This window comes from Rhizobium sp. BR 315 (assembly GCF_050577975.1).
Classification (GTDB): domain Bacteria; phylum Pseudomonadota; class Alphaproteobacteria; order Rhizobiales; family Rhizobiaceae; genus Rhizobium; species Rhizobium miluonense.
The window spans coordinates 1-18,029 of the sequence record NZ_JARWKZ010000059.1; the positions used below are offsets into that span (position 1 = coordinate 1).

18 protein-coding genes are annotated in these 18,029 nt (G+C 59.6%); 9 read left to right on the forward strand and 9 right to left on the reverse strand.

The window, feature by feature from the left end:
* Positions 1 to 188, forward strand: a 188-nt coding sequence (locus QD409_RS30675) for a transposase (protein WP_430762500.1), incomplete at its 5' end; no start/stop codon positions are given.
* Between the two features lie 97 nt (positions 189 to 285).
* Here QD409_RS30675 and QD409_RS30680 read toward each other — a convergent pair.
* The 3 genes from QD409_RS30680 to petA are packed head-to-tail and all read right to left on the reverse strand — an operon-like array spanning position 286 to position 3,042.
* Complete coding sequence (locus tag QD409_RS30680) at positions 286 to 1,152, reverse strand: cytochrome c1 (protein ID WP_430764527.1); 867 nt, start codon at positions 1,150 to 1,152, stop codon at positions 286 to 288.
* 22 nt (positions 1,153 to 1,174) lie between these two features.
* Positions 1,175 to 2,449, reverse strand: a complete 1,275-nt coding sequence (locus QD409_RS30685; RefSeq protein WP_037151232.1) for a cytochrome b — start codon at positions 2,447 to 2,449, stop codon at positions 1,175 to 1,177.
* Positions 2,450 to 2,463: 14 nt separating this feature from the next.
* Positions 2,464 to 3,042, reverse strand: a complete 579-nt coding sequence (petA, locus tag QD409_RS30690; protein ID WP_092853340.1) for a ubiquinol-cytochrome c reductase iron-sulfur subunit — start codon at positions 3,040 to 3,042, stop codon at positions 2,464 to 2,466.
* Between the two features lie 465 nt (positions 3,043 to 3,507).
* On the opposite strand from petA, the gene QD409_RS30695 reads away from it, so the two are divergent.
* The gene (locus tag QD409_RS30695; RefSeq protein ID WP_092853342.1) at positions 3,508 to 4,455 is read left to right on the forward strand and encodes an endonuclease/exonuclease/phosphatase family protein; all 948 of its coding nucleotides are present in this window, start codon (positions 3,508 to 3,510) and stop codon (positions 4,453 to 4,455) included.
* Positions 4,456 to 4,482: 27 nt separating this feature from the next.
* On the opposite strand, the gene QD409_RS30700 is transcribed toward QD409_RS30695, so the two are convergent.
* Positions 4,483 to 6,345, reverse strand: a complete 1,863-nt coding sequence (locus QD409_RS30700; RefSeq protein ID WP_430764528.1) for an ABC transporter ATP-binding protein — start codon at positions 6,343 to 6,345, stop codon at positions 4,483 to 4,485.
* Positions 6,346 to 6,781: 436 nt separating this feature from the next.
* Between QD409_RS30700 and QD409_RS30705 the strand changes: the two genes are divergently transcribed.
* Positions 6,782 to 7,393, forward strand: coding sequence for a LysE family translocator (locus QD409_RS30705; protein WP_430764529.1), 612 nt, complete (start codon positions 6,782 to 6,784; stop codon positions 7,391 to 7,393).
* Between the two features lie 196 nt (positions 7,394 to 7,589).
* Here the strand turns inward: QD409_RS30705 and QD409_RS30710 are convergent, their stop codons facing one another.
* Positions 7,590 to 9,443: an ABC transporter ATP-binding protein gene (locus tag QD409_RS30710; protein ID WP_430764530.1), complete on the reverse strand. Its 1,854-nt coding sequence runs from the start codon at positions 9,441 to 9,443 to the stop codon at positions 7,590 to 7,592.
* A 395-nt stretch (positions 9,444 to 9,838) separates the two neighbouring features.
* On the opposite strand from QD409_RS30710, the gene QD409_RS30715 reads away from it, so the two are divergent.
* From QD409_RS30715 to QD409_RS30725, 3 genes are all read left to right on the forward strand, one after another.
* Complete coding sequence (locus tag QD409_RS30715; RefSeq protein WP_430764531.1) at positions 9,839 to 10,336, forward strand: tRNA (cytidine(34)-2'-O)-methyltransferase; 498 nt, start codon at positions 9,839 to 9,841, stop codon at positions 10,334 to 10,336.
* A 77-nt stretch (positions 10,337 to 10,413) separates the two neighbouring features.
* Positions 10,414 to 11,568, forward strand: a complete 1,155-nt coding sequence (locus tag QD409_RS30720) for a hypothetical protein (protein ID WP_430764532.1) — start codon at positions 10,414 to 10,416, stop codon at positions 11,566 to 11,568.
* Positions 11,569 to 11,773: 205 nt separating this feature from the next.
* Positions 11,774 to 13,432 (forward strand): Na/Pi cotransporter family protein, encoded by a 1,659-nt coding sequence (locus tag QD409_RS30725; protein ID WP_430764533.1) that lies wholly within the window; start codon positions 11,774 to 11,776, stop codon positions 13,430 to 13,432.
* A gap of 34 nt (positions 13,433 to 13,466) precedes the next feature.
* On the opposite strand, the gene QD409_RS30730 is transcribed toward QD409_RS30725, so the two are convergent.
* Complete coding sequence (locus QD409_RS30730; RefSeq protein ID WP_430764551.1) at positions 13,467 to 13,727, reverse strand: hypothetical protein; 261 nt, start codon at positions 13,725 to 13,727, stop codon at positions 13,467 to 13,469.
* 171 nt (positions 13,728 to 13,898) lie between these two features.
* Here QD409_RS30730 and hemF point away from each other — a divergent pair, with 171 nt between their 5' ends.
* The 3 genes from hemF to QD409_RS30745 all read left to right on the forward strand — a co-directional run bounded on the left by hemF (position 13,899) and on the right by QD409_RS30745 (position 15,502).
* The gene (gene hemF, locus QD409_RS30735; protein ID WP_430764534.1) at positions 13,899 to 14,810 is read left to right on the forward strand and encodes an oxygen-dependent coproporphyrinogen oxidase; all 912 of its coding nucleotides are present in this window, start codon (positions 13,899 to 13,901) and stop codon (positions 14,808 to 14,810) included.
* Between the two features lie 92 nt (positions 14,811 to 14,902).
* Positions 14,903 to 15,184, forward strand: coding sequence for a hypothetical protein (locus QD409_RS30740; RefSeq protein ID WP_430764535.1), 282 nt, complete (start codon positions 14,903 to 14,905; stop codon positions 15,182 to 15,184).
* 132 nt (positions 15,185 to 15,316) lie between these two features.
* Positions 15,317 to 15,502 (forward strand): DUF1059 domain-containing protein, encoded by a 186-nt coding sequence (locus QD409_RS30745; RefSeq protein ID WP_092853357.1) that lies wholly within the window; start codon positions 15,317 to 15,319, stop codon positions 15,500 to 15,502.
* A gap of 14 nt (positions 15,503 to 15,516) precedes the next feature.
* Here QD409_RS30745 and QD409_RS30750 read toward each other — a convergent pair whose 3' ends face one another.
* From QD409_RS30750 to QD409_RS30760, 3 genes are read right to left on the reverse strand one after another with little or no spacing between them, the layout of a single operon-like run.
* Entirely contained in the window at positions 15,517 to 16,773 is a 1,257-nt protein-coding gene (locus tag QD409_RS30750) for a CCA tRNA nucleotidyltransferase (RefSeq protein ID WP_430764536.1), read from the reverse strand.
* A complete protein-coding gene (locus QD409_RS30755) occupies positions 16,770 to 17,405 on the reverse strand; it encodes an NUDIX hydrolase (RefSeq protein ID WP_430764537.1) in 636 nt (211 codons plus the stop codon). The genes QD409_RS30750 and QD409_RS30755 overlap by 4 nt, the downstream gene beginning before the upstream one ends.
* Positions 17,402 to 18,025, reverse strand: coding sequence for a DUF1285 domain-containing protein (locus tag QD409_RS30760; protein WP_430764538.1), 624 nt, complete (start codon positions 18,023 to 18,025; stop codon positions 17,402 to 17,404). The genes QD409_RS30755 and QD409_RS30760 overlap by 4 nt, the downstream gene beginning before the upstream one ends.
* Positions 18,026 to 18,029: the final 4 nt, after the last annotated feature.

Below are 18,029 nucleotides of genomic sequence, written 5' to 3' on the forward strand. Positions count from 1 at the left end.
GGGCAACGCCCGACATGATGCGAAAGCGTCGATGCACCGCAGAACATCCGTTCGGCACCATCAAACGGATGATGGCAGGCGGACGTTTCCTGACCAGAAACCTCAAGGGCACCAGAACCGAAATGGCCCTCTCGGTGCTCGCCTACAACATCAGGCGCACCATAAACATAACATCAAAACCCGCATAGACCCAGAAACCAAAAGAGGCCCCGGTCAAACCGGAGCCTCCAAACGTTTCCACACAGGCTGACGAAGGGCCGCCTTTTCGTGTCGTTCTCTCAATACTCAGTGAGCGCCGGCCTTGGCATAGACGGAGCGCTTGGTGAGATAGATCAATACCGAGAAGATCAGCAGGAACACTATGACCATGAACCCGAGGTGCTTGCGATCTTCCAGATGCGGCTCGGATGTCCACATCAGGAATGCAGACACGTCGCGCGCATATTGATCGACCGTCTGCGGCGAGCCGTCGTCATAGGTCACCTGGCCGTCCGAAAGCGGCTTCGGCATCGCAAAAGTCGCGGCCGCATCGAAATACGGGTTGTAGTGCGAATTCTGCGGCACCTTGAAGCCAGCCGGCGGTTCTTCATAACCGGTCAGCAGCGAGTAGATATAGTCCGGGCCGCCTTCCTGGTACTGGGTGAAGATATCGAAGACGAACTGCGGGAAGCCGCGTTCGATTTCGCGCGCCTTGGCAAGCAGCGACATATCCGGCGGCACAGCCCCGTTGTTGGAAGCAGCAGCTGCCTCGTCGTTCGGGAACGGCGAGTTGAAATGGTCAGACGGAACTGCCTTGCGAGTGAACATCTCACCCTGAGGGTTCGGCCCGTCCTGCACTTCGTAGTTGGCTGCAAAGGCCTTCACCTGGGCTTCCGTATAGCCGAGATCTCCCAGCGTACGGTAGGCCACCAGCTTCATCGAGTGGCAGGCGGAACAGACTTCCGTATAGACCTTGAGGCCGCGCTGAAGCTGCGCCTTGTCATAGTGGCCGAAAGGACCGGAGAAGGTCCAATGCTGCTCGCGCGGCTCCTTCAGCGGATAATGCGGCGTCTCGGCTTCTGCGGCAGGCTTCGTTTCCGCTGCAGTGGCGGCAACGGTGGCCGAACCGCCGATGAGCGCAAGCGACAGAAGGCCGACAATAAGTTTCTTCATCGTTTTCTTCCTCTATCGCCGGTTATGCCTGAGCCGGAGCGGCAACTTTACCGCCCTGCTTCTCAAGAACCGCTTCCGTAATGGAGTTTGGAACGCGCCTCGGTGTCTCGACCAGACCGAGCACCGGCATGATGACGAGGAAGAACAGGAAGTAGAACAACGTCGCGAACTGCGCAGCCGTGGTGTAGATGCCTTCCGCCGGCTGCGAGCCGAGCCAGCCGAGCAGAACGGCATCGGCGACGAACAGCCAGAAGAACAGCTTGTACCACGGACGATAAACGGCGGAGCGAACCTTCGACGTATCGAGCCACGGCAGGAAGAACAGCACGATGATCGCGCCGAACATCGTCAAGACGCCGCCGAGCTTGGAGTCGATCGGGCCGATGTTGAAAGTGATCGAGCGCAGCATCGCGTAGAACGGCAGGAAGTACCATTCCGGAACGATGTGCGCCGGCGTCTTCAGCGGGTTGGCCGGGATGTAGTTGTCGGCATGGCCGAGGAAGTTCGGCAGGTAGAAGACGAAATAGGCGAAGACCAGCAGGAAGATGGAAACGCCAAGCGCATCCTTCAGCGTCGCATAGGGCGTGAAGGCCACGGTATCCGTCTTCAGCTTGACCTCGACGCCGGTCGGGTTCGTCTGGCCGGTCACATGCAGCGCCCAGATGTGCAGGATGACAACGCCCGCGATCATGAACGGCAGCAGGTAATGCAGCGAGAAGAAACGGTTGAGCGTCGGGTCGTCGACGGCAAAGCCGCCGAGCAGGAACGTCTGGATCCAGTCGCCGACCCATGGGAAGGCGGAGAAGAAGCCGGTGATGACGGTCGCACCCCAGAAGGACATCTGGCCCCAGGGCAGAACGTAGCCCATGAAGGCGGTTGCCATCATCAGCAGGTAGATGATCACGCCGAGGATCCAGAGGATTTCGCGCGGCGCCTTGTAGGAACCGTAGTAGAGGCCGCGGGCGATGTGGAGATAGACGGCCACGAAGAAGAAGGACGCGCCGTTGGCATGCATGTAGCGCAGCAGCCAACCATGGTTGACGTCGCGGACGATCTTTTCGACCGAGTTGAAGGCGATCGCCGTATTCGCCGCATAATGCATGGCAAGCACGACACCGGTCAGGATCTGCAGGACCAGCATCACGGCCAGCATGGCACCGAACGTATAGGCATAGTTCAGATTGCGCGGGACCGGATAGGCGATGAAACTGTCATAGACCATACGCGGCAGCGGAAGCCGCGCGTCGACCCATTTTTCGAGCCCTGTCGATGGCTCGTAAGACGAATGACCACTCATGATTCAGCTCCCCCTCAACCGACCTTGATCTTCTTATCCGACGTGAACGCATATTGCGGTATGAAGAGGTTCTGCGGCGCAGGCCCATGGCGTATGCGGCCGGCGGTATCGTAGACCGAACCATGGCAGGGACAGAACCACCCGCCGTATTCCCCCGCCTGGCCGAGCGGTATGCAGCCGAGATGGGTGCAGACGCCGATCATCACGAGCCAGTTTTCCTTGCCCTCGCCGGCCGAACGGGCAACATCGGTTGCCTGCGCATCGGATGGAAGGTTGGCATTGCGAGCGACCGGATCCTTCAAGTCCGAGAGCTGCGTGCCCTTGGCATCGTCGATTTCCTTTTGCGTGCGATTACGGATGAAGACAGGCTTGCCGCGCCACTTCACCGTCAGAGACATGCCAGGCTCAAGGCTCGACACGTCGACTTCGATGGAAGCAAGAGCAAGTGTCGATGCGTCCGGCCGCATCTGGTCGATAAACGGCCAAGCGACGGAAACTGCGCCAACCGCACCAGCCATACCTGTCGTCAAATAAAGGAAATCGCGGCGCGTAGGCTCGCCTATGGATTCAGTTGTCGTACTATGCTCGCTCAAGGCTGCACTTCCTCTTCCGCAAACCACGGCAGAACCGCGGCACCCCCTCACTAACGGCGAATCAACGCGACCATATTTCCGCCATAGATTCCTCCGTAACCCGCTGCGTTCTAAGCTTGATCGCAAATTATGTCCAGTCTTGGCAAGGGGAGATGGCACAATGTCGCGGCAAAACTGCGCTATTAAGCCGCAAGGCCCGGGCCTGAACTCCCCGGCCTTCAAGATAAGGCGGTAAACGCATGAAAAATCAGAGGATTTGGATAGTATACCCTCATATTGCAGAGCAAAATAAGCAGTAATTTCAATACCGCATTGCGGAAATCGCCATAATATTAGCACTTTCGACACATCGCGGGGCCAGGGCTTTACCTCTTAAAACCGAATGGATTTCCTGCGCGATTTGTGGGCGAATGCAGTTAGGCCTCGCGTCTTGAAAGTATCGAAAAATAAGCTCGAGAACGTCTCATGAGACACACGGTCTATTGCGTTCTATGCGTTCTCGCCACGCTGGCCCTGGGTATCCTTGCGGCACGCTATGTCACCGATTCCTGGTTGCTGGCCTTTTTCGAGAGCCTGCAGACCCACATAAGCCTGTTTGCGATCATACTTGCGCTGACCGCATTCTTCTTCAAGCGCCACTGGTATGCGATCTTGCTGACGGCGGCCGGAACCGTGCTCCTCGTTCACTCTGTCCTCATGCTGCAGGAACACGCCGCGTCTTCCTTCGTCGCTTCAGCGGAGGCAAGCGGCGGTCATTTCAAACTGCTCTCCTTCAACATCGAGGACAGCAATTTTGAAAACGGCGCCCGCATCGCCGATCTCATTGTCGCCTCGAAAGCCGATGTCGTTGAAATTTTCGAGGCGGGACCCGTCTTTTCCGCGATGGATCGCATCACCAAGATCTACCCCTATCGCATCGGCTGCGGCGAGATGACCACCGATTGCGACTCGCTGCTGCTATCGAAAAGACCGTTCCGGACTCGGCTCATGCGCAGCCTCGACAGCCTTTGGGACAATCGCTTTATTCTGGCCACCATCGACATGGACGGCCAGCCCGTCAATTTCGCTTCCATTCATTTGAGCAAGCCCTACTTCGACGAGTTTCACCAGATCGAACTTGGCCTCCTCGCCTCCATCCTCAACGACGCGAAGGAGCCGCTGATCCTCGCAGGAGATTTCAACGCTTCGGTCATCGCTCCGGATATGCGTGACTTTCTGGCCGCAACCGCCCTTCGACACGCCTTCCCAGAGCCTGCGACCTGGCCGGTCGCGGCGGGGCCTTATGGCATCAGCATCGATCACGTCTTTGCCCGCGCGCCGTTGCGGCTGATATCCGTAAAGCAGATCCGGGACGCGATGGGCTCGAACCATTTTGGCTTGATGGCGGAGTTCAGCGTGCCTCGGCACCCGTGATCTCACCGTCTATCGGACAAGCTTCGATCAATCGGCATCCGCCGCGATGAAACCACCGGACTGACGTGCCCATAGCTCGGAATAAAGGCCGCCGTCGGCGATCAGCTCGTCATGCGTCCCCTCCTCGATGATCTCGCCCTTGTCGATGACGACCAGCCGATCGAGCTTGGCGATGGTCGAGAGCCGATGCGCTATCGCCAGAACGGTTTTGCCTTTCATCAGCCCATCGAGGTTGGACTGCAGCACGGCCTCGGCCTCGGAATCCAGTGCAGATGTCGCCTCGTCGAGCACGAGGATCGGCGCGTCCTTGAGCATGACACGCGCGATCGCGATACGCTGACGCTGTCCGCCCGAGAGCTTGACGCCACGCTCGCCGACATGGGCCGCGTAAGCCGTGCGCCCTTTTTGATCCTCCAGAGCGGTGATGAACTCGTCGGCCTCCGCTTGTCGGGCGGCCTCCACCATCTGCTCGTCGCTGGCATCCGGGCGCCCGAAAACGATGTTGTCGCGAATGGATCGATTGAGAAGCGCCGTGTCCTGGGTCACCATGCCGATGGAGGCCCGCAGCGATTCCTGCCGCACGCCGGCAATGTCCTGTCCATCGATCAGGATGCGGCCACCTTCGAGGTCGTAAAAGCGCAGCAGAAGATTGACGAGCGTCGTCTTGCCCGCTCCCGAACGGCCGACAATGCCGACCTTCTCTCCCGCACGCACCGAAAGCGAGAAATTGTCGATGACGCCACCGCCTCGCCCATAATGGAAGGTCACATTGTCGAAGCGGATTTCCGGGCCGCTGATCGCCAAGTCCTTGGCAGTGGCTCGATCGACCAGGCCGATGGGCTCGGAGATCATCTCGGCCGAATTCTGAATCGTGCCGAGATTGCGCATGATGGCGTTGAACTGTGCCATCATGCGGCCGAAGAGCATATTCAGTCGCAGCACCATGCTGAGCGTGAAGGCGACGCCGCCCGTCGAGATCTCGCCAGCCAGCCAGAGATGCACGGCAAGCACGCCGATGGAAGTGATCATCACGCCGGACAGCAGAGCAAGGGATGAACGAACGCCGGTCAATAGCCGGGTGAAGGGCATGACGGCGGCCTGGAAACGATCGAACCCACGGCGGATATAGTCATCGTTCTGCTCTTCCCGTCCGAAGAGCTTCAGCGTCTGGATGTTGGCATAGGCATCGACCATGCGGCCGTTCAGCATCGACGATGCCTCCGCAGCATTACGCGCATGCTGCCGGATGCGCGGCACGAAATGGCGGGCCAGCAGCGAGAAGATGCCGATCCATATCGCAATTACCAGCGCCAGCCGCCAGTCGAGCCCGCCGACGAGCGCGATGGTCGAGGCAGCGTAGATGATGATGAACCAGACCACCTGCAGCAGCGACACGACAAGATCGCCCGTCGCCTGCCCCGCCGACCAGACTTTGGTCACGACGCGGCCGGAAAAATCATTCTGGAAGAATTCGACGGATTGTCTGGCCACATGCCGGTAGGCCTGCCAGCGCACGAGATTGAGAAAGCCGGGAACGACGACCTGTTCCTCGACCAGCGCGCCAAGACTCACGACCACGAAGCGCACCACGAGCACCACAAAGACCATGCCAAGAAGTGCAGCGCCGTGGCCGGCGAGCAACCCGCTCCATCCCTCGCCCGGCTTCACCTTGTCGAGAATATCGACCAGATGCCCGACAAACCAGAAGAGCGCCGCCTCCAGCATCGCCACCGCTCCGCCGAGCGCTGCCATCGCCAGGAACGGCCCCTTCGCCTGACCGACGTAATACCAGATGAAGGCGCCAAGCGACCGCGGCGGCTTGAGATCGCCGCTGCGGTAATAGGGATCTATCCACGTCTCGAACAGACGGTACACGGAACGAATGAACATGGAAGCGATATAGGAAATTTCTGAAGCTCCGCAAAGTAAAGGCGGACGGCGGCAAAGGTTACATTTTCGTTAGAATGTTGTGCCTGGCGTTACGATTGGCAAGCACGAGATGGCGACCGAACCGCAATTTTATTCAAGACTGGAGAACACGACACCTCGATGTTGCCTGAAGCCATCATCGAGTGAGATTCATGCCCGCTATTTCCCCTCAATCCGATGCGATGTATCCACCGCATCCGCCGTCAATCCGCACCTTGCCCGCAACGAACCGGCTAATCGAGTATTCCACCGCACGAAGTAGTGCGATTGCGGCACTCATCGTTGGGAAAGCTTCGCCTGCGGCCTGCTCGAACGTCTCGCGCAGATCAGCGGCCGAAATAAGTACATCGGCTCAGGCCTTGTCGCCGATACGCGGCTCTGCCATGGGGGCAATCGCATGAGCATGGAGTTTCTGATAACGACCCTCATCATCGTGGCGTCTCCCGGCACCGGAGCGATCTACACGCTTGCTGCTGGATTATCGGGCGGTGCAAGGGCGAGTTTGGTCGCCGCGTTCGGCTGCACACTCGGCATCATCCCGCATTTGCTTGCCGCGATCAGTGGCCTTGCCGCACTCTTGCACACCAGCGCTGTGGCGTTTCAAGCGCTCAAATGGCTCGGAGTAGCCTATCTGCTGTACATGGCCTGGTCGATGTTTTTGGAACGGGGTGTCTTGCGCGTTGACGGTGCGCCGACCGACAAGAGCACGCGGCAAGTGATTGGCTCGGCAATCCTGATCAATCTGCTCAATCCAAAATTGTCGATCTTCTTCTTCGCCTTCCTGCCTCAATTCGTGACGCCGGATCAGGCAAGTCCGATCACGCTGATGCTGAAGCTTAGCCTGATCTTCATGGCGCTCACCTTCATCATCTTCGCGGGATATGGTGTGTTTGCGGCCTACCTGCACCGCCATATCGTCTCAAATCCGACTGTTCAATCATGGATGCGTCGAAGCTTCGCGACGGCGTTCGGATTGCTCGCGGTACAACTTGCTCTTGCGAGCCGTTAGCTCGCATCATCGTCTTCGGCGCTCCTTTGTTGTGCTTTTGATTTCGGGAAAATAGCCACCTTGGCCTCCTCGTTGAGCGCCAATGAAAACATTGAGGATATCGGCTCGACGGCTTTTGTCCTGCGAAAAACGGTATGGCCGAAAGGGCCATTGAAGCAACAACTGGGGCACCTCGGCACCCCAGTTGTTCAGCCCATCATTGCGCTGCCGTCTCGACCTCTTCGTGATCGGCGAGGAAGCCGCCGGACTGACGGCTCCAGAGTTCGGCATAAATGCCGCCATTATGGGCCAGCTCCTGATGCGTGCCCATCTCGATGATCCGGCCCTTGTCGAGAACGACGAGGCGGTCCATCTCGGTCAGCGTCGACAGACGGTGGGCAATCGCGATCACCGTCTTGCCGTGCATGAGCGCGAAGAGGTTCTCCTGGATCGCCGCTTCCACTTCGGAATCGAGCGCCGAGGTTGCCTCGTCGAGCACCAGGATCGGCGCGTCCTTCAGGAAGACGCGGGCGATCGCGATACGCTGCCGCTGGCCGCCGGAGAGCTTGACGCCTCGCTCGCCGACCTGCGCGTCGAGCCCCGTGCGTCCATACATGTCGACGAGGCCTTCGATGAACTCCCAGGCATTGGCGCGCTTGGCCGCCCGGATAACCTCCTCGTCGGTCGCGTCGGGGCGACCATAGGCGATGTTGTCGCGGATCGAGCGATGCAGCAGCGACGTATCCTGCGTTACTACGCCGATCATCGAACGGAGGCTGTCCTGCGTGACCCCTGCGATATCGTGACCGTCGATGGTGATGCGGCCGCCCTCCAGATCGTAGAAACGCAGCAGCAGGTTCATCAATGTCGTCTTGCCGGCGCCGGAGCGACCAACCAGACCGACCTTTTCGCCCGCACGGATATCGAGAGACAGGTCCTCCATGACGCCCTTCGCCTTGCCGTAATGGAAGCGAATGTGGTCGAACCGGATCGCACCCTGCTTGGCGACAATCGCCGAGGCTGCCGGCTTGTCCACAATGTCGTGCGGCTTCGTCATCATCCCCATGCCGTCATAGACGGTGCCGATGTTTTCGAAGAGTGCCGACACTTCCCACATCACCCACTGCGACATGCCGTTCACACGCATGGCAAGGCCGATGGCAATGGCGATGGAGCCGACGGAGATCGAACCATTGAGCCAGAACCAGATCGAAAGCGCCGAGACAATGAACAGCGCCGCACAATTGTTGAAATAGACCGAGGCGTGGAACAGCGTCACCTTGCGCATCTGCTTGTGTACGGTATCAAGGAACTCCTCCATGCCGGCCTTCGCATATGTCTCCTCGCGGCCCGCGTGTGAGAACAGCTTCACCGTAGCGATGTTGGTGTAGCTGTCGACCACGCGACCCGTCATCATCGAGCGCGCATCGGCCTGTTGCGACGCAATCTTGCGCAGCACGGGCACGAAATAAGCGACGATCCCGACATAGACGCCGAGCCAGAGCAGGATCGGAATCATCAGCCGCCAATCGGCCGCAGCGATGACGAGGATCATCGAGAGGAAATAGGTGAAGACGTACACAAACACGTCGAGAATCTTCATGACCGTTTCGCGCACGGCAAGCGAGGTCTGCATCACCTTGGTGGCGACGCGGCCCGCGAACTCGTTGGCGAAAAAGGTCATGCTGTGACGCAGCAGGAAGCGATGCATCTGCCAGCGCGCGATCATCGGATAATTGCCGAGCAGCACCTGGTGCATGATGAAGCTGTCGAGGATTGCCGCAAGCGGCAGGCCGACCAGCACCATCGCGCCCATCCAGAACAGCCTGTGCCATTCGGTCTGCAGGAAAGTCGCCTTGTCCGCCTTCGTCAGCCAGTCGACGATATCGCCGAGGAATTGGAACAGCGCCACCTCGCCGATCGCGATCGACATGGTGAGGATGCTCATGGCGATCAGCCACGGCGCGGCCGGCTTGGAATAATGCCAGCAGAAAGCGAAGAGGCCGTGCGGAGGCGTATCAGGCACCTCGCTCGGAAATGGATTTAGTCGGCGTTCGAACCAGCCAAACATTGAAATGCTCCAAAGACTCGACCCTATGACCACCCGCAGCGCCTAAAGGTCGCAGACTCATATGGTGGTCGGGCGATAAAACAACGAGGCCATGCCGGCCGCGCAATGACTCAGAAAGGGGGGAATGCTTGCGAATGCGCGCCTTACGGCGCTCAGCAGGTCCGAAAATGCACGGACCGGAGGCGCATCATCACAAACAAGATATCCATCATGAGCCTCCTTCATTCGTAAGTTGTAGAGCGCCTGTCTTTTAGCGCGACTTTTCCTTTTTGAAAAGCGAAATATGCCTGAAAAATGGGCTAAATTCTTCAATTCTGCTGATGGAAAGCATCACAAAAATCGAGGTATCGACGAAAATCAGAGACAAATCTGGGTGATTTCGCTAGTTGCAGCGCATGACCACGCTCCGCATCGCCCTCTACCAGCCCGACATTCCCGGCAACACCGGCACGATCCTGCGGCTGGCCGCTTGCCTCGGTCTCGGCGTCGACATCATCGAGCCCGCGGGTTTCGACATATCGGACCGCAACCTCAAGCGTGCCGGCATGGACTACCTCTCCGCCGTCACCCTGACGCGACATGTGAACTGGGATCGTTTCGAGACATGGCGCCAGGAAAGCGGCCGCAGGTTGGTGCTTGCCTCGACCAAAGCAGCACAACCCTACACTGATTTCGCTTTCCGCAGCGACGATATCCTCCTCTTCGGCCGCGAAAGCGCCGGCGTGCCGGAACAGGTGCATGACAGGGCCGACGGCCGCATTCTGATCCCTATGGTGGAGGGCCAGCGCTCCATCAACGTCGCCATGTCCGCGGCCATGATATCGGGTGAAGCGCTGCGGCAGACGCAATGGTCGCCGGCGTCAACCCTGGGCTTGAATGTCGCACCCGAATAGGCGTTGGCACGTCCGATAAAGTGTGAGAAGCTTGCCTCTGGAATGCTCTAACTCAGGCAACCTTGGCGAGGTGACCCATGTTCCAGACGGCATTCACGCTCTCCCTCACGCAGTTCGCGCGCACCTTGAGCCTCCCCGAGCGGCTTCAGCGCTCACCGGCCCGCAATCTCGCTCTCGAAGGCCTTCGTCAGCGGAACCTCGCGCTCGACGCGCTGTTCTACGACATCAAGGTGATCACGCCGGAGGAAGCCTTCTACCTCAGCGACTCGCTGGCAGCCGAAGGCGCAATCATGATTGTCCCGCCAAGTGGCGGTGCAGCGATAACCCTTTGCGAGAAGGTGGACGAATTTGTCCTGAGAGGCGGCGATAAAGTGCAGGCCCTCGCCGTCGCGGGCATCGGTGGCTCCGCATTGGGTGCGGCTGCCTTCGCCCGCAACGTGGCCGATGCAATACAGGGGCCGGTTGCCGCCGTCGTTTCCGGCTATGGCATCGCGGATATCATTACCGAGGCTTTCGGCGGGCTTTTTTTCTTTGGCCATCTGCGCGGCCTGCGCCCGTTTCTGGAGATATTCGACGATCTCGCCGGCCGGCCCAAGGTTGGAGCGCATGGCGACGAATCGGTCGCCCGCACCAGCCTCGACACCCGAACTGTGCGGGCGCTTCTTGCGGACCCACGCCTGTCATTCCGGCTATTGACCGGCCACTCCAAGGGCAATCTGGTCCTCTCCGCTGCCCTGCACGACCTGCACAAGCAAGATGAGGCGCTGATCGCGAAGCTCGCTCCAGACATGAAGATCGTGACGATCGGCGCGCGCATCGCCATGCCGCCGGCCTTCACCGATGTCGTCGATGTCATGGGTGCGTGGGACTGGTTCGGCGAGATCAATTCCCGCCCGTTCATCCACGCCGACCGCCGCATCCCCCATGCCTGGCATCACACGAATACCGACTTGAACGGGCATTTGCCCGTGACAGCCACGCTCAGGGACATCCTGGCGACATCGCTGGCGAAAGCGGAAGCAAAGATCGGGGAATACGATGCCGCATCCCAGGGTGAAGCATCGCCGACGGCAGCGGAAACAGTCGCTGTTGCTACCTCGCCGATTGGCTCCAAGCGACGATCGGCAACGATCGAAAACGTCAAACATGCCTTCGCTGCCGGCATATTGCCCAACGCACCGCCGATCGAACCGGGCTCACCCGACGAGCTGCAGCCGCCCAAGACTCATTGATCGGGCTTATGCGCAATTGTTGATCCAATATGTCGCAAGCGGTTGTGGACTACCGTTGCAGCAAGCGTATAATGCTTAGCCGGCAAGTGAATTTGCCATGTCAAATCCAGCGCGACCGCACACTGAAATTTACGACTTTTCAGTAGGTTATCATCACTTTCGGAATCATTGACGACATAGCGGCATGAGAAAGACTTAGCAGAAAATGGAATCCACCATCGTCATGATCAATCTGTTCGGCGCCGTCGGCCTCCTGCTGTTCGGCCTTGCGCAGGTAAAGGACGGTGTGTCACGCGCTTTCGGCGCCCGTCTCAGAACAGGCCTTGCCAAAGGAACCCGCAGCGGCACGCGATCGTTCGCATCCGGCTTCGTCGCGACAATCGCCTTGCAGAGCTCCACGGCGACGGCGCTCATGATCGCTTCCTTCGTCGAGCGCGACCTCGTCCTGCCGAGCATGGCGCAGATCGTGCTGCTGGGCGCCAATGTCGGCACTGCGGTCACCGCATGGATTGTCGCGACCGGCATCGAATGGCTGTCTCCCCTCATCATCCTGATCGGCATCATCTTATATCGCCGCACCTCGACCTCTCAGCAGGGCGCGGGAACCGCGCTTATCGGCATCGGGCTCATGCTGCTTTCTCTGCAACTGCTCAGCCTTGCGACCGCGCCGATGCGGCAATCGGCAGCGCTTGGCGCCTTCATCGGGCTGCTGGACGGCGCGCTGCCGGTGGCGCTCATCTTCTCGGCGGTGCTGGCCTTCGTGTCTTCGTCGAGCCTTGCGGTCGTCGTGCTGATACTCTCACTTGCATCGACCGGTATTTTGTCTCCGGCATTGACCGTCGTTCTCGTGCTCGGCGCCAATCTCGGCGGCGCGGTTCCACCCGTCATGGCGACGCTGTCTGGCCCGGCAACCGTTCGGCGCGTCACCTTGGGGAACCTGATCGTGCGCGCAATCGGTTGCCTCATCGTGCTGCCGCTCGCAGGCTATATCGGGGATTGGATGCAAGGCCTGCATTTCTCGCCGGCCAAACTGCCCGTAGACGTGCATCTGCTTTTCAATATCGCCCTTGCCATCTGCGCATGGCCCTTCTCGCGCCTGCTCTCGAGGACCATGCTCCGGGTCGTGCCCAACGATCCGCAGACCGACGATGGCCCGAAGTTTCTCGACCAGCAGGCCCTGCAAACGCCCATCGTGGCGCTTGCCAGCGCCACACGAGAGGTTCTCGCGGTTGGCGACCTCATCGAGCGCATGCTGATCCGCACCGAAAATGCCTTCAACAACAACGACCTGTCGCCCTTGAAGGAAATCCCGGTTCTGGAAAAGCGCGTCGACCGCCTCCAGCAGGAGGTGAAAATCTACCTGTCGAAGCTGGGACGTGACGGGCTGGACGATGAGAACGGCCGCCGCTCGATCGTCATCATCGATTATGCCATCAATCTCGAACATATCGGCGACATCATCGAAAAGGGCCTTGCCGAACAGGTGGGGAAGAAAATCGACAAGGGCCTGACCTTCTCGGAGGACGGATATCGCGAGCTGAGAAGCCTCTTCAGCCTGACAGTCGATAATCTCCGTATCGCCCAGACGATCCTCGTGACCCGCGACTTCAATCTGGCCAGGCAGCTGATGGAAGTGAAGGTGGACGTGCGCCGGCTGGAAAAGCAGTCCTCCGAGCGTCATCTCGAAAGATTGCGCGACGGCCGCGTCGATAGCCTGCAGACCAGCTCGCTGCATCTCGACATGCTGCGCGATCTGAAACGCATCAATGCCCACATCGTTTCGGTGGCGCATCCGATCCTGGACGAGAGCGGGCTGCTGATCGAAAGCCGGTTGAGGAAGACGCAGCCGCCCGCTTCAGGCTGATCGCCTGCCGTTGCAATCGCTCATTTCGTCCGTTTCAATCCGCCGACGGCAAACGCCGCATGGTGAACTCGATGCGGTCGCCCTCGATCTGGCGCCAGCTTTCGACTTCGGTCCAGTAGGCGGCTTTCGGGAACTCATCGAACCATTCACGCGCCTTGGCACGCGCTTCGGGGCGACTGAGACAAAAAGTCTCTCGAACGAAATCGCTCTTTCCGCCGGCCGGATTTTCCTGCCGATAGCGGAATATTCTGCTTCTCAACCCATCAAGGGGCGGCGGTCCGGGTATCTTCATGATGAAACCTCGCCTTTGAGAGGGGGAACATAATACCGCACCGGAAATTTTGCGAGTCGATTCTCCTGCAACGCCGCTGCACTGGCTGTGCCGTAGTGTTGCTGTTATTCAAAATCACGATACATACGGTGCGAATCGCGGGCCGCCGGCTGCTCGCGCCGTCGGAGAGCATGAATGGAACGACCCAATCTTCCCAAAGGACTGCCTGAGGATATTGAAGCAAAGAAAGAGGCCGCGAGAGCCTGGTTCGAGAGCCTGCGCGATGCGATCTGCGCCGAGTTCGAGAAGCTGGAGGACGAGCTTGCCGGCCCCCTCTCCGATCAGGAGCCGGGACGCTTCGTCGCCAAGGACTGGGAGCGGGAGAACGGTCAGGGCGGCGGCGGCCGCATGTCGATGATGGAAGGCCGCGTCTTCGAAAAGGTCGGCGTCCACACCTCCACCGTCTATGGCGAGTTCTCTCCCGATTTCCGCAGCCAGATACCGGGCGCCGAGGAAGATCCGCGTTTCTGGGCTTCGGGCCTGTCGCTGATCGCCCATCCCGTCAATCCGAACGTGCCGGCTGTGCATATGAATACCCGCATGGTGGTCACGACGAGCCAATGGTTCGGCGGCGGCGCCGACCTGACGCCGGTGCTCGACCGTCGCCGCACCCAGGAAGACCCCGACAGCGTCCTCTTCCATCGCGCCATGCAGATCGTCTGCGAGCGGCATGCCGTCGCCGACTACCAGCACTACAAGAACTGGTGCGACGAGTATTTCTTCCTGAAGCATCGCAACGAGCCGCGCGGCATCGGCGGCATCTTCTTCGACTGGCTGCATTCGACGGAAGAAGCTGATGGCTGGAACGCCGATTTCGCCTTCACCCGCGACGTCGGCCGTGCCTTTTCCATGGTTTATCCGCGCATCGTCCGCTCAAACTTCAACGAAGCATGGACAGAAGAGGACCGCGACGAACAATTAATCCGTCGGGGGCGTTATGTGGAGTTCAATTTGTTGTATGATCGGGGTACAATATTCGGACTGAAAACAGGCGGCAACGTGGAGTCGATCCTCTCGTCCCTGCCGCCCGTGGTACGCTGGCCTTAGGGCATCCAACATAAAACGAACCAATAAGCCCTGAAATCGGCGGAGTGAGTGCATAGGTTAGGTAATGCTCGTTTCAATCGGAGGAGGTTGTAATGGCAGTACAGAATCAGGTCACGGAAGTTTCGAAGGAAACGAGGCTTTCGCGCACTGTCGATAGTCCGGAGTTCATCGTCCGGCTAGCCGAGGACATGAGGGTCCGCAGCGGGTCCGATTTGCCTCTCTCCTGCTTCATCGAGCAGGTCAGAATGCAGCTTGCAGGCAATAGGTCGCCAAGCGACTTCGCTCGCATGGAGGCCGATCGCTCGGCCAGGCAAGCTCCCGTTACGAGGTATCAGTCGTCTGACTGCTTCAAATCCTGGGCAATGCCGGATTGAAATCCGAAAGAATGGTCCGGCAAGCGTTGGAACCTTGCCGGACAGAGAAACCTTTTCCCATTCGTAGCGTTTTAACCTTCATGTCCTTCGGCATGAAGGGCCGCAATCCTGTTGAAAATTGAGGAGGAAGACATGCGACTGTTCGAATGTGGTACGCTTGTACCCGGCTGCACATGGCACACGCGCGCCAAGGACGATGCCGAAGTGGTTCGTCGCGCTGTCGAGCACATGCGTGATGCGCATGGCGAAACAATCGTCCGGGAAAATATGATCGACAACATCAAGGCACGCATACGCGACGAAGCCAATGCAGCCTGAGCTGCGCTCTGTCGTCAGGTGTTAGCCAGATCCGTCAACCGGGCGAGAAGACCCGCCCGGTCGACAGTAAAGTTTCCTTCGAGCCATTCCTGCTCCAGCTTACCGAGAAGTTCGCCGACGCGCGGACCAGCACTGATGCCTGCGGCAAGCACATCCGAACCGCTGAGAGGAAAAGTCGGTCTCTTCCACTTCGACGCACGCTCCAGCAACTTGCCGAGCCGTGCAGTGCGCGCCATCTCCTCGAAATCGCCCTCGGCCTTGCCTCGCGCAACAGCCAGCGCCAGCTTCAGCCGGACAGCTATGCCGGACGGATCATAGCGATAAAGCAGCCGATCGAAAGCGGCCTCCGATATCTCATCTTTTATACCGGGCGCATTCGCCCAAGCCTGCAGATAGGCTGCCTCGGCCTTCGACAGACGCAGACGCTCGGCAAGTTTGCCAAGTCTCGCCGCATCTGGCGGCACGATAGCGGTAAGCCGCAGCAAAGGATCCGCCGCCCAACCGAGCGCTTGCTCGGCGGCAATCAACGCCGGAATGGCGTCGATACCCCATTTTTCCGTTTCCGGCAGAACCTCGGTCAGCACCCCAACCTGGCGCATCCAGAGCAGCGCTCGGCCCGGATCCCCGGCCGAAAGCAGCTTCTTCATCTCCGACCAGACACGCTCGGCCGACAGCGTCGCGATCTTCGTCCGCGCTGCCGCACAGGCGCGTAGTCCGTCCGCATCCGGACGGCCGCTGCCGTAATGCGCGAAGAAGCGGAAGAAGCGCAAAATGCGCAGATGATCCTCGGCGATCCGCGTCGCGGCATCGCCGATAAAGCGGATATTGCGTCGTTCCAGATCGGCAAGTCCGTCCACAAGGTCGACAACCCCGCCGTCGGAGGAGGCGTAGAGAGCATTGATCGTCAGGTCGCGCCGCTCCGCATCGGCCTGCCAATCCTCGCTGTAGGCAACGCGAGCTCGGCGCCCATCCGTCTCTACATCCCGCCGCAAGGTCGTGATCTCGAACGGTTTCCCATCGATGACAAGGGTAACTGTGCCATGCGCGATGCCGGTCGGCACCGCCTTGATGCCTGCCGCACTCGCTCTCTCGACCACAGCCTCCGGCAACAATGTCGTGGCGATATCGATATCGGCGACCGGCAACCCCATGAGACTATTGCGCACGGCACCGCCGACCACACGGCCCTCGCCGCCATCGGCATTCAGCAAGGTCAGCACCCGCTGCAGCGCCTTATCCCGGAACCAGGCCTCACCGGCAACGGACGTCATGTGTAAAGCCTTTCATAAAGCGTGCGGACGATGCCCGCTGTAATGCCCCAGATCATGCGCTGCCCATAGGGTATGCGATAGAAATGGCGTTCGGTTCCCTGCCAGAGCATGGTGTCTGTCGCGTGGTGGCTTGGGTCCATCAAGAAGGAGAGCGGCACCTCGAAGGCATCCTCCACCTCGGTCGGGTTGAGAGCCAGATCGAAGCCCGGCTTTACCACCGCAAGGATCGGCGTGATGCGAAAGCCGGTGGCGGCTAGATAATACGGGAGCCGCGCGACGGGTTCTATGAAGATATCGCCCAGCCCTATCTCCTCGCCTGTCTCACGCACGGCAGCCATTTCCGGCGAAGCGTCCTCCGGATCGATGGCGCCGCCAGGGAATGCGATCTGCCCGGAATGCTTGCGCAAAGTCGAAGTCCTGAGCGTGAAGATCACCTTGGCGTCGTCGCCACTGTCGACGACCGGCACGAGCACGGCGGCATCCTTCAGCTTCAGCCCTTCGACTTGGGATATGGTCTCGGGATTGAGGCGATGATCGCCATGATCGCGCCAGGCGAACTCGACCGGGCCACCGCTCTGCTTGAGAGCACGGCGCCGGAACTCATCCGCGGAATAAAGTGGGAATTCGCTCATCGTGTCAGCGCATCCAGTTCGGCAACCGTCATGACGGGAAAGATCGAGCCGCCGGAGCGTACACAGAACACCTCTCGCCCTGCTATCTCGACGGGCTCGCCGAGTTCGACGAGATCATACATGACCGCGCGCGTCACCAGCGCCTCCAGGCGCCCGCGGACGTGCAGGTAGGGCTTCAGCTCGTCATTCTCACCGCGGATGACGAAACGGAGCGGATGATCCCTGCCCGCCTCGACAACATCGCCGACGTTGGTGCGGAAAGTCAGCACCCGTCTGCCGTCACGCTCCGTCACGCTCATCTCGACAGCGACGAACGGTGCATCGACAACACGAATGCCGACCTTTTCCACAGGCGTGACGAGATAGGTCTTCCCGTCGGCGTCCTTGCGCAGGACGGTGGAGAACAGCCGCACCAGTGGGGCACGCCCGATCGGCGTGCCCAGATAGAACCAGGTCCCGTCGGCTTTGATTTCCATGTCGATATCGCCGCAAAATGGGGGATTCCAGTGATCGACCGGCGGCAAGCCCTTCTTGCGATCGCCGCTGTCTCCAGCGGCACGCGATATGAGGGCTGCGAGACTCGCTGCATCGCCGGTAGCCTTGATTTCCTCGGTTGCCATTCTT

Bases quoted from the DNA above. Each gene is read 5' to 3' on its own strand.
- QD409_RS30680 (WP_430764527.1), bottom strand. From the start codon at position 1,152: ATGAAGAAACTTATTGTCGGCCTTCTGTCGCTTGCGCTCATCGGCGGT.
- QD409_RS30685 (WP_037151232.1), bottom strand. From the start codon at position 2,449: ATGAGTGGTCATTCGTCTTACGAGCCATCGACAGGGCTCGAAAAATGG.
- QD409_RS30695 (WP_092853342.1), top strand. From the start codon at position 3,508: ATGAGACACACGGTCTATTGCGTTCTATGCGTTCTCGCCACGCTGGCC.
- QD409_RS30700 (WP_430764528.1), bottom strand. From the start codon at position 6,345: ATGTTCATTCGTTCCGTGTACCGTCTGTTCGAGACGTGGATAGATCCC.
- QD409_RS30705 (WP_430764529.1), top strand. From the start codon at position 6,782: ATGAGCATGGAGTTTCTGATAACGACCCTCATCATCGTGGCGTCTCCC.
- QD409_RS30710 (WP_430764530.1), bottom strand. From the start codon at position 9,443: ATGTTTGGCTGGTTCGAACGCCGACTAAATCCATTTCCGAGCGAGGTG.
- QD409_RS30715 (WP_430764531.1), top strand. From the start codon at position 9,839: ATGACCACGCTCCGCATCGCCCTCTACCAGCCCGACATTCCCGGCAAC.
- QD409_RS30720 (WP_430764532.1), top strand. From the start codon at position 10,414: ATGTTCCAGACGGCATTCACGCTCTCCCTCACGCAGTTCGCGCGCACC.
- QD409_RS30725 (WP_430764533.1), top strand. From the start codon at position 11,774: ATGGAATCCACCATCGTCATGATCAATCTGTTCGGCGCCGTCGGCCTC.
- hemF (WP_430764534.1), top strand. From the start codon at position 13,899: ATGGAACGACCCAATCTTCCCAAAGGACTGCCTGAGGATATTGAAGCA.
- QD409_RS30740 (WP_430764535.1), top strand. From the start codon at position 14,903: ATGGCAGTACAGAATCAGGTCACGGAAGTTTCGAAGGAAACGAGGCTT.
- QD409_RS30745 (WP_092853357.1), top strand. From the start codon at position 15,317: ATGCGACTGTTCGAATGTGGTACGCTTGTACCCGGCTGCACATGGCAC.
- QD409_RS30750 (WP_430764536.1), bottom strand. From the start codon at position 16,773: ATGACGTCCGTTGCCGGTGAGGCCTGGTTCCGGGATAAGGCGCTGCAG.
- QD409_RS30755 (WP_430764537.1), bottom strand. From the start codon at position 17,405: ATGAGCGAATTCCCACTTTATTCCGCGGATGAGTTCCGGCGCCGTGCT.
- QD409_RS30760 (WP_430764538.1), bottom strand. From the start codon at position 18,025: ATGGCAACCGAGGAAATCAAGGCTACCGGCGATGCAGCGAGTCTCGCA.